Source organism: Rahnella aquatilis CIP 78.65 = ATCC 33071 (assembly GCF_000241955.1).
GTDB classification, from domain to species: Bacteria; Pseudomonadota; Gammaproteobacteria; order Enterobacterales; family Enterobacteriaceae; genus Rahnella; species Rahnella aquatilis.
Map to the genome: position 1 here is coordinate 4,790,716 of NC_016818.1, position 15,401 is coordinate 4,806,116.

Consider the following 15,401-nt stretch of genomic DNA (forward strand, 5'->3'; position numbering starts at 1 on the left):
TCAGACTTGTAGCCAGAAGGTCACCGGCCCGTCGTTCACCAGTGCCACTTTCATATCCGCTGCAAAGCGTCCGGTTTCGGTAGCAATGCCTTTTTCCCGGCACTGCCCGCAAAAATACTGATATAACCGATCCGCTTCCTGTGGCTCAGCCCCGCGCGAGAACCCGGGACGCATGCCTTTTTGTGTGTCCGCCGCAAGCGTGAACTGCGACACCACCAGCAGGCTGCCACCGGCCTGCTGCACGTTCAGATTCATCTTGTCATTTTCGTCACCGAAGATTCGGTACCCGATCACCCGTTCACACAGGCGTTTGGCTTTTTGTTCGTCATCGCCCTGTTCAACGCCCAGTAAAACCAGTAACCCCGGTCCTATCTGGCCACAGATTTCGCCATCGATCGTAACGCTGGCATTCAATACCCGCTGAATTAACGCAATCATACAAATCCTTCGGACTGATTATTCTTCTGCCACATGTTGAGCAGATTGCAATTTTCTCAGAGAACGATACTCGCCCAGCGTGACGGTAATTTCCGCACCGAGAAGCACGATACACCAGCTGACATAAACCCAGAGAAATAAAATAGGGATCACAGCCAGTACACCGTAAATCAACTGATACGACGGGAAAAGCTGGATGTATAAGGTGAAGATTTTTTTACTCAACTCGAATAATACGCCGGAGACCAGCGCGCCCACCAGCGCATCTTTCGCCGGCACTCTGACTGTCGGTACCACCTGATAAAGCAGCCAGAATGTCACCCAGGAAATCAGCAAAGGCAGGATGCGCAGGGCGTGGTCGATCACCGAATGCACGCCGCTGATATTCAGCCAGTTCAGGGAGAGCAGATACGAGCTGACCGCCACACTGGCGACCAGCAAAATAGGCCCGAGCGTTAAAACCATCCAGTAGACGGCAAAGGAGAAGACGATCGGACGTTTGGTTTTGCTGTCCCAGATTTTGTTCAGCACGCTGTCTACTGAGGCGATCAGAAGCAATGCGGTAACGATTAATCCGCAGGTACCCACGGCCGTCATTTTGCTGGAGTTGGCAACAAACTGTTCCAGATAACGCTGGATTGTATTACCGGTCGCAGGCATGAAGTTGGAAAAGATGAAGGTTTTCAGCTGCATGCTGATTTCTGAAAAAACAGGGAATAAGGCAAAAAGTGAAAATACCACCGCAATCAGCGGCACGAGAGAAAGCAAAGAGACATAGGCCAGATGGCCCGCAAGAAGCGTCAGGCCATCTTTATCCGAACGCTTTAAGAGCAGGCGCGTAAATTTCCACAACGATTTTAGGGAGTGGCTCAGTGCCCTTTTCTGCATCCTTACATCCTTCAGGAAAAGTATTTCGGTACCGTCTGGTTATCTTCCACCCATACAGCCTCAATGCCAGCCGCCCGGGCGGCTTCGATATTTTCAGCAACATCATCAAAGAACACGGCCTGATCGGCAGTGAATCCTTCTTTCTCCAGAACGTGCAGGAAGATTTCGGGCTCCGGTTTGCGCATCCCCAGATTTTGTGAGAGATACATCGCGTCGGTATTGGCTTCGATTTCCGGATAATGATGAGGCCAGAAATCCAGATGCAAGCGGTTGGTATTCGAAAGCACGACGACACGATGGCCTTCTTCGCGCAGTTTCTGGAACAGGGCGATAACCTCAGGACGCAGACCAACAAACACCGCATGCCAGCCCGCACTGAATTGTTCAAAGCTTAGCGCGATACCCATTTCATGACACAAATCGGCAGCAAACTGTTCGTCGCTGATTTCACCACGCTCGTGTTTCTGGAACACCTCGCCCATTGAAAACCGCTCGGTCAGCGTCGCCAGCGGGGTACCACTCAGATGGCTCCACACCCCCAGCACTCGTTTGAAATCAATATCAATAATGACGTTTCCCATATCAAAAATGTACAGCATTGCACGCTCCTGATTTCAAAGATGACAGTTAACTTTAGCGGTAAAACGTACAAGTGAACAGGGGGAACGCGACGAGGTTTAATCAACAGAGGAGAAAAAAACATAAAAAAAACAGGGTACCCGAAGGCACCCTGTTTCTGTGTAACGGCAAACGTTAAAGAAGATTAACCTTCTTTAGGACCACGCATTGCACGTTTACGATCGTTCTCGGTCAGGTGACGTTTACGGATACGCACAGACAGAGGAGTCACTTCGACCAGTTCGTCATCATCGATGAATTCCAGAGCTTGCTCCAGAGACATTTTGATAGCAGGAACCAGTGTCGTTGCTTCGTCAGTACCGGACGCACGCATGTTGGTCAGTTTCTTACCGGTCAGGCAGTTCACGGTCAGGTCGTTAGAACGTGAGTGAATACCGATGATCTGGCCCTCATACACTTCTGCGCCGTGGCCCAGGAACAGTTTACCGCGGTCTTGCAGGCTGAACAGTGCGAACGCAACCGCTTTACCCTGACCGTTGGAGATCAGCACGCCGTTCTGACGCTGGCCGATTTCGCCCGGACGAACGTCATCGTAGTGGCTGAACGTGGAGTACAGCAGACCGGTACCCGAAGTCATGGTCATGAATTCGGTACGGAAGCCGATCAGGCCACGTGCAGGGATCAGGTAATCAAGACGGATACGACCTTTGCCGTCTGGGATCATGTCTTTGACATCGCCTTTACGCTCACCCATGGCCTGCATTACAGAACCCTGGTGTTGCTCTTCGATATCCAGTGTCACGTTCTCGAATGGCTCTTGCATGCGGCCATCAATTTTACGGTTGATAACTTTAGGACGGGAAACCGCCAGCTCGAAACCTTCACGACGCATGTTTTCGATCAGAACCGACAGGTGAAGTTCGCCACGGCCTGAAACGCGGAATGCATCAGCATCTTCAGTTTCTTCAACACGCAATGCAACGTTGTGCACCAGTTCTTTGTTCAGACGGTCGAGGATCTGACGCGAAGTCACATACTTACCTTCTTTACCACAGAACGGAGAGGTGTTTACGTTGAAGTACATGGTTACAGTTGGTTCATCAACGCTCAGCGCTGGCAGAGCTTCAACATTCGCCGGATCACAGATGGTGTCGGAGATGTTCAGTTCGCCCAGGCCGGTGATGGCGATGATGTCGCCGGCTTCAGCAACAGTCGCTTCGATGCGCTCAAGACCCATGTGGGTCAGCACTTTACCGACTTTACCGTTACGGGTTTTGCCTTCGCTGTCGATGACAGTGACTTGCTGGTTAGGCTTAACGGTACCGCGTTTGATACGGCCGATGCCGATGACGCCAACATAGTTGTTGTAGTCCAGCTGAGAGATTTGCATCTGGAAAGGTGCTTCCATCTCAACTTGTGGCGGAGATACGTGGTCAACGATCGCCTGATACAGCGGGGTCATGTCTTCGGCCATATCGTTATGGTCGTTACCCGCAATACCCATCAGTGCTGATGCATAGATGATTGGGAAATCGAGTTGTTCGTCGGTTGCGTCCAGGTTTACGAACAGGTCGAAGACCTGATCAACAACCCAGTCAGGACGCGCGCCAGGGCGGTCAACCTTGTTGATTACCACGATCGGTTTCAGACCATTAGCGAAGGCTTTTTTGGTCACGAAACGGGTTTGCGGCATTGGGCCATCCATTGCATCCACAACCAGCAGCACCGAGTCGACCATTGACATCACACGCTCTACCTCACCGCCGAAGTCGGCGTGTCCCGGGGTATCCACGATGTTGATGCGGTAGTCTTTCCAATTAATGGCGGTGTTTTTTGCGAGGATGGTAATCCCACGCTCTTTCTCCAAATCGTTGGAGTCCATTACGCGTTCAGTGGCTTCTACACGTTCTCCGAAAGTACCGGATTGTTGCAGCAGCTTGTCGACCAGGGTGGTTTTACCATGGTCAACGTGGGCAATAATGGCGATGTTACGCAAATTTTCGATCACAGCTTTGCCTCAGGCATTAGAAATAGCGCGCTATTGTACACGTATTAAGCGAGGTTCTAAACAAGATCACAAGGATCTTGTTGAAACAACTTATGGATGGTTACTTTGTGATCCCTTTCACGGTGCAAAAAGACCACTGAACCATTATTACGCACCTTTTTGGTGCCTTGCATCTCACCACCAGCACCATTTTAGTGCAGTAATTCCGTTATGGTGCATACTTGTCGAGTGCAAAAGCCCTGTAAAATGGCGTTGTTTGCATTTTCTCAAAGTTGGCACAGTTTTCGCTAATAGTTTTTAGAGTAAAAGTTTTTTAGGGTAAAAAATTTTTTACAGAGTGAAGAGCCTGACCAGACAAATAATAGCGCTGTTCAGTCTGCACGCCAGTTCCAGTAAGGCTGTTATTTCCAACTAAAGACCAAAAATGGTTATTCGTTCCACGACGATAATGAGAAATTCGGGAGAACTAGTATGTCCGCTGAACACGTTTTGACGATGCTGAATGAGCATGAAGTGAAATTCGTAGATTTACGCTTCACTGATACCAAAGGCAAAGAGCAGCACGTCACCATTCCTGCGCACCAGGTTAGCGCTGACTTCTTCGAAGAAGGCAAAATGTTTGATGGCTCTTCAATCGGTGGCTGGAAAGGCATTAACGAATCTGACATGGTCCTGATGCCAGATGCGAGCACTGCTGTTCTTGACCCGTTCTACGAAGAAACCACCCTGATCATTCGTTGCGACATCCTTGAGCCAACCACGCTGCAAGGTTATGACCGCGACCCACGTTCTACCGCAAAACGTGCAGAAGATTTCCTGCGTTCTTCCGGTATCGCGGACACCGTGCTGTTCGGGCCAGAGCCAGAGTTCTTCCTGTTTGATGATGTGCGCTTCGGCAGCAGCATCTCCGGTTCTCACGTCGCTATCGATGATATCGAAGGCGCATGGAACTCAAGCACCAAATACGAAGGCGGCAACAAAGGCCATCGTCCTGCAGTAAAAGGCGGTTACTTCCCGGTTCCTCCGGTCGACTCCTCCCAGGATCTGCGTTCAACCATGTGTCTGACCATGGAAGAAATGGGTCTGGTGGTTGAAGCTCATCACCACGAAGTGGCAACCGCTGGCCAGAACGAAGTGGCAACCCGCTTCAACACCCTGACTAAAAAAGCTGACGAAATCCAAATTTACAAATACGTGGTTCACAACGTGGCTCACGCATTTGGCAAAACGGCGACCTTCATGCCAAAACCTATGTTTGGCGATAACGGTTCAGGTATGCACTGCCACATGTCTCTGTCCAAGAACGGTAACAACCTGTTCGCTGGCGACAAATACGGCGGCCTGTCTGAAATGGCACTGTTCTACATCGGCGGTATCATTAAGCACGCTAAAGCGATCAACGCCTACGCAAACCCGACCACCAACTCCTACAAACGTTTGGTCCCGGGCTACGAAGCGCCAGTCATGCTGGCTTACTCTGCGCGTAACCGTTCTGCATCCATCCGTATTCCTCACGTATCAACGCCTAAAGCGATGCGTATTGAAGCACGCTTCCCTGATCCAGCGGCTAACCCATACCTGGCGTTTGCGGCACTGATGATGGCTGGCCTGGACGGTATCATCAACAAGATCCACCCTGGCGATGCGATGGACAAAAACCTGTATGACCTGCCACCGGAAGAAGAAGCAGAAATTCCAAAAGTTGCAGGTTCACTGGAAGAAGCACTGAACGCACTGAACGAAGACCGCGAGTTCCTGACCCGTGGTGGCGTGTTCACTGACGACGCTATCGATGCTTATATCGGTCTGCGTAAAGAAGAAATGGACCGCGTGCGTATGACTCCGCATCCGGTTGAGTTCGAACTGTATTACAGCGTTTAATAAAAACAGTGTCTGATTTTCGAATCAGGCACTGAGCGTAATACCCGACTGAAGGCCTGTATTAACAAATCCTTCAGCGTCAAAATTAAGTTAGACGATTTATATTTGTTGCCGTGGAAACTTTCAGCCCATCTCCGGATGGGCTTTTTTCTCCACACTCTTTCCTGCTTAACCCCTCTGGCCCGTGATTTCACCGGGTAACGAGATAAAATGCACCAATCAGGTGCGGGAGACTGCGGTATGGCAACTGGCAAGCTGCCCGATGCTGGGCAGATCCTGAATTCCCTAATCAACAGCGTTCTGCTGTTAGACGACGAATTGGCTGTGCATTATGCCAATCCGGCAGCTCAGCAGTTACTGGCGCAAAGTTCCCGAAAGCTTTTTGGCACCCCTTTGCCAGAACTAGTGGGATATTTTTCGCTGAACATCGAATTAATGCGGGAAAGTCTGACAGCCGGACAGGGCTTTACAGACAGTGAAGTGACGCTGGTCGTAGACGGCCGCGCGCATGTGTTGTCGCTGACCGCACAGATGCTGCCGGAAGGCTTCATTCTGGTGGAACTGGCGCCAATGGATAATCAGCGCCGCCTGAGCCAGGAACAATTACAGCACGCTCAACAGGTTGCCGCGCGTGATTTGATCCGCGGGCTGGCGCATGAAATTAAGAATCCGCTCGGCGGATTGCGTGGCGCCGCACAATTATTATCCAGAGCGCTGCCTGATCCGGCCTTGCTGGAATATACGAAAGTCATTATTGAGCAGGCTGACCGTCTGCGTAATCTGGTCGACAGACTGCTGGGCCCGCAACGTCCGAGCCAGCATGTGACGCAAAGTATCCATCAGGTGGCGGAACGGGTGTGTCAACTGGTCTCGATGGAGAAGCCGGATAACGTTCAGTTGGTGCGGGACTATGACCCGAGTCTGCCGGAACTGGCGCACGACCCTGATCAGATAGAACAAATTTTATTAAACATCACCCGCAACGCCTTGCAGGCGCTGGGGCAGGAAGGCGGCACAATTACATTACGCACCCGTACAGCTTTCCAGATTACGTTACACGGCGTGCGTTATCGTCTGGTGGCCCGTATCGATATTGAAGACGATGGCCCCGGCGTACCGGCGCATTTGCAGGACACCCTTTTTTACCCCATGGTCAGTGGCCGCGAAGGGGGCACCGGTTTGGGCCTGTCCATCGCGCGCAGTTTGATTGATCAGCATTCGGGTAAAGTTGAATTTAACAGTTGGCCAGGACATACCGAATTCTCGGTATTCCTGCCTATTCGCCAGTGAGGTTCTTATGCAACGAGGGATAGTCTGGATCGTCGATGACGATAGCTCCATCCGCTGGGTACTTGAACGTGCGCTCACTGGAGCCGGTTTAACGTGCACCACCTTTGACAGCGGCAATGAAGTGCTTGATGCCATTGCGACTCAAACCCCTGACGTTTTGTTATCAGATATCCGTATGCCGGGAATGGACGGTTTAGCGCTGTTAAAGCAAATTAAACAACGCCACCCGATGCTTCCGGTCATCATAATGACAGCGCACTCCGATCTGGATGCTGCAGTCAGCGCCTATCAGCAAGGTGCGTTTGATTATCTGCCAAAACCATTCGACATTGACGAAGCCGTTGCACTGGTTGAACGTGCTATCAGTCATTATCAGGAACAACAGCAACCGGCACGCAGCCAGCCTGCAAGTGGCCCGACCGCAGACATTATTGGCGAAGCGCCCGCTATGCAGGACGTATTCCGCATCATCGGCCGTTTGTCCCGTTCTTCAATCAGCGTGCTGATTAACGGGGAATCCGGTACCGGTAAAGAGCTGGTCGCTCATGCCTTACATCGCCACAGCCCGCGCGCTAAATCGCCCTTTATCGCGCTGAATATGGCCGCTATCCCGAAAGACCTGATCGAGTCCGAATTATTTGGCCACGAGAAAGGGGCGTTTACCGGCGCCAACACCGTCCGTCAGGGACGTTTTGAGCAGGCCGATAACGGCACGCTCTTCCTCGATGAAATCGGTGATATGCCGCTCGATGTGCAAACCCGTCTTCTGCGCGTGCTGGCAGATGGTCAGTTTTATCGTGTGGGGGGTTATGCGCCGGTGAAAGTGGACGTGCGTATTATCGCCGCGACTCACCAGAATCTGGAGTTACGGGTTCAGGAAGGGAAATTCCGCGAGGATTTATTTCACCGCCTGAACGTTATCCGCGTCCATCTGCCGCCACTGCGTGAACGTCGTGAAGACATTCCGCGTCTGGCGCGTTATTTCCTGCAAGTGGCGGCCAAAGAGCTGGGTGTGGAAGCGAAAAATCTGCATCCGGAAACGGAAACGGCACTGACGCGATTGCCATGGCAGGGCAACGTGCGACAACTGGAAAACACCTGCCGCTGGCTCACCGTCATGGCGGCGGGTCAGGAAGTGCTGATCCAGGATTTACCCAGCGAACTGTTTGAAACCTCTGCCCCGGAAACCGCGGGTCAAAGTCTGCCCGACAGCTGGGCGACATTGCTGGCACAATGGGCGGACCGCGCGCTGCGTTCCGGTCATCAAAACCTGCTGTCAGAAGCGCAACCTGAAATGGAACGTACGTTACTGACCACGGCGCTGCGCCATACTCAGGGGCATAAACAGGAAGCTGCACGGTTGCTGGGCTGGGGACGAAATACCCTGACCCGCAAACTGAAAGAACTGGGCATGGAATAAAAGTCCCTGCACCAGACAGCAAAACAGCCGCTCATGCGGCTGTTTTGCTTTACTGCGAATAGATTTTTGCAGCGCAGGCTGTCAGATAACGCGGGAGAATTGTTGCTGGCGCACCTGACGGCGCAGATAAATATCAAAGCACATGCAGATATTACGGATCAGCAAACGCCCGCGCGGCGTCACCTGAATATGCGCGTCGCTCACCTCAACCAGCCCGTCTTCAACCAGCGGCTTCAGCAGCACCAGATCATCAGCAAAATAGTCGGTAAAACGGATGTCGTAACGCTGTTCGATATCGGCAAAATTCAGCTCAAAATGGCAGATCAGCGATTTAATGACGTCACGACGCAGGCAGTCATCATTGGTCATTTCCAGACCGCGCCATAACGCATGTCCCTGCCCTTTCACCCGATCGTAATAGGTTTTGAGATCTTTCTCGTTCTGCGCATAGGTATCGCCAAGCATGCTGATGGCCGAAACACCCATGCCGAGCAAATCGCTGTCGCCCTGCGTGGTGTAGCCCTGGAAATTACGGTGCAGTTTGCCTTCGCGCTGGGCAATTGCCAGTTCATCATCAGGGCGGGCAAAGTGGTCCATCCCGATAAAGCGATAGCCGGAACCGGTCAGCGAAGCGATGGTTTCCTGCAGAATTTTCAGTTTCTCTTCTGCGCCAGGCAAATCGGCATCTTTGATTTTGCGCTGAGCAGCGAACAATTTTGGCATATGCGCATAATTGAACACACTCAGACGATCAGGATTCAGCTCTGCCACACGCTGCAGCGTGTAGGCAAAACTTTCTGCCGTCTGTTTCGGCAGACCGTAAATCAGGTCGATATTGGTCGAGTTGAAACCCAGCGCACGGGCGCGTTCAATCAGGGCAAAGATGAAGTCTTCATCCTGCTCACGGTTAACCAGACGCTGCACTTCTTTGTTGAAATCCTGCACACCCATACTCAGGCGGTTAAAACCTTCGCTACGCAGATGATCGAGCACATTAAGCTCGATTTCACGTGGATCCACCTCCAGAGACATTTCTGCGTCGGGCAGGATATCAAAGTGTGCCCGCAGAAGGCCCATCAGACGGCTTATCTGGGCTTTATTCAGGTAAGTCGGCGTACCACCGCCCCAATGCAGCTGACTGACCTGACGGCCTTTAAAGAGCGGTGCACGGTGGCTGATCTCTTTTTCAAGCACGGTGAGGTATTCTTCGGCTTTATGCTGCTGGCGGGTCACCAGTTTATTGCAGCCGCAGAAGTAGCAGAGCTTATGGCAGAAAGGAATGTGCACATACAATGAGAGCGAGCGGGCCGGATAACGGGCGGCCGCCTTTTCGAAAGCGGTATTGTCGTAGCTTTCACTGAACTCAAGTGCTGTTGGATAGGATGTGTATCGCGGACCCGAATAATTGTATTTCTGGATCAGCGCTAAATCCCAGACGGTAGTCTGTTCTGACATGGGTGACTTACTCCTTCCGGCGTCGGATGCTGCCGGTTCGCCTTACAGGCAGGCTTTTGGCCTGCCGTGCAAAGGTCGCTCTGCGCAAACGTGCTCTGGTTTTCGATAACCGGCGTAGTTTACCGAATAACCAAAGCAGATAACATGCAAAGAGTAAGGCTATTGCCGGGATGACCCAGCGCATGGCTTAGAAACCGTCTTTTGGGTTTCCGCGCTTAAGCAGCTGCATCATGTCTTCGTTCTTCACTTCTTCTTCGTCATCTTCATCTTCGCCGAGTTCAATGCCAAGGATTTCCATCAGCACGTCAATGCGATCCAACGTCTGATCAACATAAGCCTGATCTTCTGCGCTCAATGCTTTGCCATCGTCGATGAGATCCAGCAAGGAATCCAGACGCTCATCATTTTCGAGTAACGTCAGCTCTTCTTCCGGTGTCATCTTCGGTTTTGCATCTTGCTTAGGCTGTGCGGCTTTCTTCGCTTTCGCTGCATTGTTCGTGACGGTCTCAACGATCAATGGCACGGCTTTTTTGCTGCCGATACGCGGATCGGCTTTTTTCGCGCCTGCGCCACTTTGGTTCTGAGCCGCATCAGGATTTGCGCGTGAGCCTGCTTTATGGCCACGGCGCTTGTTATCACGCTTGCGTTCGCGCGCTTCGATATCAAGCTCGACACGACTTTTCTTCTTCGTTTTAGCTGTCGCGGTATTGGCGCGCGGTGCTTTCGCTGGCTGTTTCATGGCATCTGCTCTTAGGTGTGTACATTTAGTATAGATTTGCGGCGGAATCTAGCAGAAAGCGGACAAAGAAAAAAGGCAGCAAGGTAACCTTGCTGCCTTTTTCTTTCCTTCCTCAGAAGGATATTCATTAAACACTTTCCCTGTATAGCATCAACTTCCCGGTTTTTCCTTTGCCTTTCAGGGCCTCCGGCTCCGTTCATCCTTAAATCGCGATGCATTTCCCGTGATCCGTGAATGCAATTTTTGTCCGTATTTCCCTTCTTGCCTTCATCGCGTAAGAATCACTTTACCCGACTGACACAAAGGCTCAAGATATCCACCAGCCGTATTAAGGGTTCAAAGAACGCATTAATTTTATCTTGTTGAAATGTAATAGAATTAAAAAATACGGCCAGAAAACAAGCGAAATAACCCGCATCATGAATAGCAAATGTCTTACATCATGAAGGCAATTTTCCCCCGCCTTCATCTCTGTGGTCCCTTCGCCTCATCATTCGGATTTTAAAAACACGAACACATCCCGGCTCAGTTGCAGTTATAATCGCCAGCCAGATACTCATGCCTCACGGAGACGCACGTTTTGACCAGCCAAATTTACAACTATCATATGACCCATTTCGTCATGAGCGCCCCGGATATCCGGCATCTGCCATCTGACGCAGGCATTGAAGTCGCATTTGCTGGTCGTTCAAACGCCGGCAAATCCAGTGCGCTGAATACCCTCACTCAGCAGAAAAGCCTCGCACGTACCAGTAAAACACCGGGACGTACCCAGCTTATCAATCTGTTCGAAGTGAAACCGGGCATCCGTCTGGTCGACTTACCGGGCTATGGCTACGCAGAAGTGCCGGAAGAAATGAAGCGTAAATGGCAGCGCGCTCTGGGCGAATATCTGCAAATGCGCAACTCCCTGAAAGGTCTGGTTGTGCTGATGGATATTCGCCATCCGCTTAAAGATCTCGATCACCAGATGATTCAATGGGCCGTTGATGTGGGTACGCCGGTCATGTTGCTGCTGACTAAAGCAGACAAACTGGCTTCAGGCGCACGTCAGGCGCAAATCAAAATGGTCCGTGAAGCGGTGAAAGAATTCATGGGTGATATTCAGGTAGAAGCGTTTTCCTCCCCGAAGAAAATGGGCGTGGATAAACTGAGTGACAAACTGAACACCTGGTTCAGCGAAATCCCACCGGAAGTGCTGGAAGAAGAGCTTTCTGACGAAGGCGAATAATAGCGCTCCCGTAACGGGAAGTGTAAGTAAAGAACAGAAAGGGGTGACCGTCAGGTCGCCCTTTTTTATGGGTATATTTTATGGACATAACCCTATGAAAAACGCAATAAAAAACGCCCCAGACATAAATGCCTGGGGCGGCTAAAATATTCAGCCAAATCCGATTACGTGAAGTAAAAGGTCTGAAAGATAGAACATCTTACCTCTGTACCCTACGAGAGAAACTTTACCCTATTTTCTGACGGGGAAAAAGAACTTTTTGTAGTTTACTTACACAAAAATCGCGGATTATGCGATCACTCTCATGGTATGAGCCCATGATCCTGTAGCTTAATTACAAAAAAAGCTTAATAACTATTCACTTAGTGTGCCTGATCCCAGTTTTCGCCGGTACCCACATCCACTTTCAGCGGAACAGCCAGCTTCATGCTTGCTTCCATCAGAGTGCGGATTTTCTCGCTTGCTGCTTCAACGTCATCTTTATGCACTTCAAACACCAGTTCATCGTGTACCTGCATGATAATGCGGACACGCGGCGCATCCGGTTGTTTCAGCCAGTCAGCGACGCTGATCATTGCTCGCTTGATGATATCCGCTGCCGTTCCCTGCATCGGGGCGTTGATTGCTGCACGCTCAGCACCTTTGCGGCGCATGGCATTGCTGGATTTAATGTCCGGCAGATACAGACGGCGACCGTCCAGCGTTTCAACATAACCCTGTTCAGAAGCCTGAGCACGGGTACGCTCCATGTATTCCAGCACGCCCGGATAGCGCTCAAAATACAAATCCATATAACGCTGGGATTCTTTGCGCGGGATATTCAACTGGCGTGATAAACCAAAGGCACTCATGCCGTAAATCAGGCCAAAGTTAATCGCTTTTGCGCTACGGCGCTGTTCGCCAGTCACGCTGTCGAGTGGCGTACCGAAGACTTCAGAGGCTGTCGCACGGTGGATATCTTTACCCTCAGCAAACGCTTTCAGCAAACCTTCATCTTTCGATAAATGCGCCATAATACGCAGTTCAATTTGTGAGTAATCCGCAGCCAGAATGAGGTAATCTTTTGGTGCAATAAACGCCTGGCGGATACGGCGGCCTTCGTCATTACGCACCGGAATGTTTTGCAGGTTTGGATCGCTGGAAGACAGACGCCCGGTGGCCGTCACAGCCTGGTGATAAGACGTATGAACGCGCCCGGACTGCGGATTGATCATCAATGGCAGTTTGTCGGTATAAGTCGATTTCAGTTTTGCCAGACCACGATATTCAAGAATGACTTTTGGCAGCGGATAATCCAGAGCCAGCTCAGCCAAAACTTCTTCATTGGTTGACGGGGCGCCACCCGGCGTTTTCTTCAGGATCGGTAATTTCTGTTTTTCATACAGAATGGCCTGCAACTGTTTGGTCGAAGACAGGTTGAAAGGCTCTTCTGCCAGTTCATGCGCTTTGTTTTCGAGCTCATTCAGACGAATAGCCAGTTCTTTCGAATGGGCAGCGAGGATGTTCTGATCAATCAGAACACCGGTGCGTTCAATATGAGACAACACAGGCACCAGAGGCATTTCGATGTCCGTGAATACCGTCTTCAGGGATTCGCTTTGCGCAATACGAGGCCAAAGTGCCTGATGCAACTGCAACGTGACATCAGCATCTTCCGCCGCATACGGTGCCGCTTGCTCAAGTCCGATTTGATTGAAGGTCAGCTGGTTTTTACCTTTACCCGCGATCTCTTCAAAGCTGACGGTTTTATGGCCAAGATAACGATCGGCCAGGCTGTCCATATCATGTCGGCCAGATACGCTGTCAAGCACATAGGATTCAAGCATGGTATCGAAGGCGATACCTTTTAATTCTATGTCATAACGCAGTAACACGCCCCGGTCGAACTTCAGGTTCTGACCGACTTTCCGCTGCTTTTCATCTTCGAGTAAAGGCTTCAGTTGTTTCAACACTTCATCGCGATCCAACTGTACCGGCGCATCCAGGTAATCATGCGCAACAGGCAGATACGCCGCTTTACCCGCTTCCGTGGCGAAAGATAAACCGATGAGATTGGCAGTCAGCGTATCCAGACCATCCGTTTCTGTATCGAATGCAAACACATCCGACGCTTTCAGATAACCGATCCATTCATCAAGCGTCTCCTGATCCAAAATGGTGACGTAACCGTCCTGAGAAAGCTGGTTAGGTTCAACAGGCGCAGTGGTGGCCGATTCCTGAGCGGTAGCGCCTTTTTTCGCTTTACCCGAGGATTTTTTACCGCTCAGCCAGGTCCCGGATTCAACATCAGCCAGCCAGCGTTTGAATTCATAGCGACCAAATAACTGGTGAAGTTCATCCGCATTCGGTTCTGAAACTGTCAGCTCTGCGCAGGTCAGATCCAGCTTAACGTCCGTTTTAATAGTCGCCAGCTGGTAAGAGAGATAAGCGACGTCTTTATTCTCAGCGAGTTTAGCCGCCATGGTTTTGGAACCACGAAAACTGAGCGTCGACACTTTATCAAGATCAGCATACAGAGCATCAAGACCGCCAATGCCCTGTAACAAAGCCTGTGCAGTTTTCTCGCCTACACCCGGCACGCCCGGGATGTTATCCGAGGAATCGCCCATCAAAGCGAGGAAATCAATGATCAGTGAAGGCGGAACACCGTATTTCTCGACAACTTCATCTGGCCCCAGAATCGTATTGTTCATGGTATTAATCAATGTCACGCCTGGGGTCACGAGCTGTGCCATATCCTTATCACCAGTGCTGATCAAAACAGCATGACCCGCCTGTTCAGCTTCAAGTGCCAGCGTACCAATCACGTCGTCCGCTTCTACACCAGAGACCACCAGCAAAGGCAGCCCCATTGCTTTGACCATTTGGTGAAGAGGTTCAATTTGAGAGCGCAGGTCGTCCGGCATCGGAGGACGGTGTGATTTGTACTGTTCGAAAAGTTCGTCACGGAAGGTTTTGCCTTTCGCGTCAAAAACCACAGCAACATGGCTTGGTGCGTATTGCAGCAATAAACTGCGCAACATGTTAAGCACACCGTACATCGCGCCGGTCGGTTCTCCCGCAGAGTTGGTCAGCGGAGGGAACGCATGATAAGCGCGATAAAGGTAAGACGAACCGTCTACCAGGATTAAGGGGTTTTCTGCTATCTGGGCCATAACTCTTCTTTATTCGTGATCAGACATGCTCTAAGGATGCCATAGCCAGCGGGAAAGACGAACCTTGAGAGGGAAATTCATTGCGAAGTTGCGAGGGATCTCGAAGGATCATCCTGTGGATAACTTTGTGAATAGTTTTTATAGTAAATTATTATCTGACCATACCCAGCAAATACTTTACAATTTTAACTACTGGTTTCATCAGGTTAACAGAGAGTCCTATGAAATAATCGTGTAATAGAAGCTTAATAGCTATTGTGGATAGTAATATTTACAGGAAATATTTCAGCCATGAATTATTTATATTTCCCGAGTTA

The 15,401-nt window shown here is 50.7% G+C and carries 12 protein-coding genes; 4 read left to right on the top strand and 8 right to left on the bottom strand.

Features of this window, described 5'->3' with window-relative positions; translation table 11 throughout:
* The 4 genes from dtd to typA form a co-directional block, all read right to left on the bottom strand.
* Window positions 1-438 (bottom strand): D-aminoacyl-tRNA deacylase, encoded by a 438-nt coding sequence (gene dtd / locus RAHAQ2_RS21675; protein ID WP_015699247.1) that lies wholly within the window; start codon window positions 436-438, stop codon window positions 1-3.
* Between the two features lie 18 nt (window positions 439-456).
* A complete protein-coding gene (locus RAHAQ2_RS21680) occupies window positions 457-1,326 on the bottom strand; it encodes a virulence factor BrkB family protein (protein ID WP_015699248.1) in 870 nt (289 codons plus the stop codon).
* 11 nt (window positions 1,327-1,337) lie between these two features.
* Window positions 1,338-1,925 (bottom strand): glucose-1-phosphatase, encoded by a 588-nt coding sequence (gene yihX, locus RAHAQ2_RS21685; protein WP_015699249.1) that lies wholly within the window; start codon window positions 1,923-1,925, stop codon window positions 1,338-1,340.
* Between the two features lie 164 nt (window positions 1,926-2,089).
* Window positions 2,090-3,913, bottom strand: coding sequence for a ribosome-dependent GTPase TypA (gene typA / locus RAHAQ2_RS21690; protein WP_015699250.1), 1,824 nt, complete (start codon window positions 3,911-3,913; stop codon window positions 2,090-2,092).
* Window positions 3,914-4,384: 471 nt separating this feature from the next.
* Here typA and glnA point away from each other — a divergent pair, with 471 nt between their 5' ends.
* The 3 genes from glnA (at window position 4,385) to glnG (ending at window position 8,504) form a co-directional block, all read left to right on the top strand.
* Complete coding sequence (gene glnA, locus RAHAQ2_RS21695) at window positions 4,385-5,794, top strand: glutamate--ammonia ligase (RefSeq protein ID WP_013577652.1); 1,410 nt, start codon at window positions 4,385-4,387, stop codon at window positions 5,792-5,794.
* A gap of 240 nt (window positions 5,795-6,034) precedes the next feature.
* Complete coding sequence (gene glnL, locus RAHAQ2_RS21700) at window positions 6,035-7,084, top strand: nitrogen regulation protein NR(II) (protein ID WP_015699251.1); 1,050 nt, start codon at window positions 6,035-6,037, stop codon at window positions 7,082-7,084.
* 7 nt (window positions 7,085-7,091) lie between these two features.
* Window positions 7,092-8,504: a nitrogen regulation protein NR(I) gene (glnG, locus tag RAHAQ2_RS21705; protein ID WP_015699252.1), complete on the top strand. Its 1,413-nt coding sequence runs from the start codon at window positions 7,092-7,094 to the stop codon at window positions 8,502-8,504.
* Window positions 8,505-8,585: 81 nt separating this feature from the next.
* Here the strand turns inward: glnG and hemN are convergent, their stop codons facing one another.
* A complete protein-coding gene (hemN, locus tag RAHAQ2_RS21710) occupies window positions 8,586-9,959 on the bottom strand; it encodes an oxygen-independent coproporphyrinogen III oxidase (protein ID WP_015699253.1) in 1,374 nt (457 codons plus the stop codon).
* 187 nt (window positions 9,960-10,146) lie between these two features.
* Window positions 10,147-10,698, bottom strand: a complete 552-nt coding sequence (gene yihI / locus RAHAQ2_RS21715) for a Der GTPase-activating protein YihI (protein WP_015699254.1) — start codon at window positions 10,696-10,698, stop codon at window positions 10,147-10,149.
* Between the two features lie 580 nt (window positions 10,699-11,278).
* On the opposite strand from yihI, the gene yihA reads away from it, so the two are divergent.
* Window positions 11,279-11,929, top strand: coding sequence for a ribosome biogenesis GTP-binding protein YihA/YsxC (gene yihA / locus RAHAQ2_RS21720; RefSeq protein ID WP_015699255.1), 651 nt, complete (start codon window positions 11,279-11,281; stop codon window positions 11,927-11,929).
* Window positions 11,930-12,079: 150 nt separating this feature from the next.
* Here yihA and spfP read toward each other — a convergent pair whose 3' ends face one another.
* On the bottom strand, window positions 12,080-12,127 hold the full coding sequence (gene spfP, locus RAHAQ2_RS26320; protein WP_071892919.1) for a small protein SpfP: 48 nt from the start codon (window positions 12,125-12,127) through the stop codon (window positions 12,080-12,082).
* A gap of 164 nt (window positions 12,128-12,291) precedes the next feature.
* On the bottom strand, window positions 12,292-15,084 hold the full coding sequence (gene polA, locus RAHAQ2_RS21725; protein ID WP_015699256.1) for a DNA polymerase I: 2,793 nt from the start codon (window positions 15,082-15,084) through the stop codon (window positions 12,292-12,294).
* Window positions 15,085-15,401 lie beyond the last annotated feature (317 nt).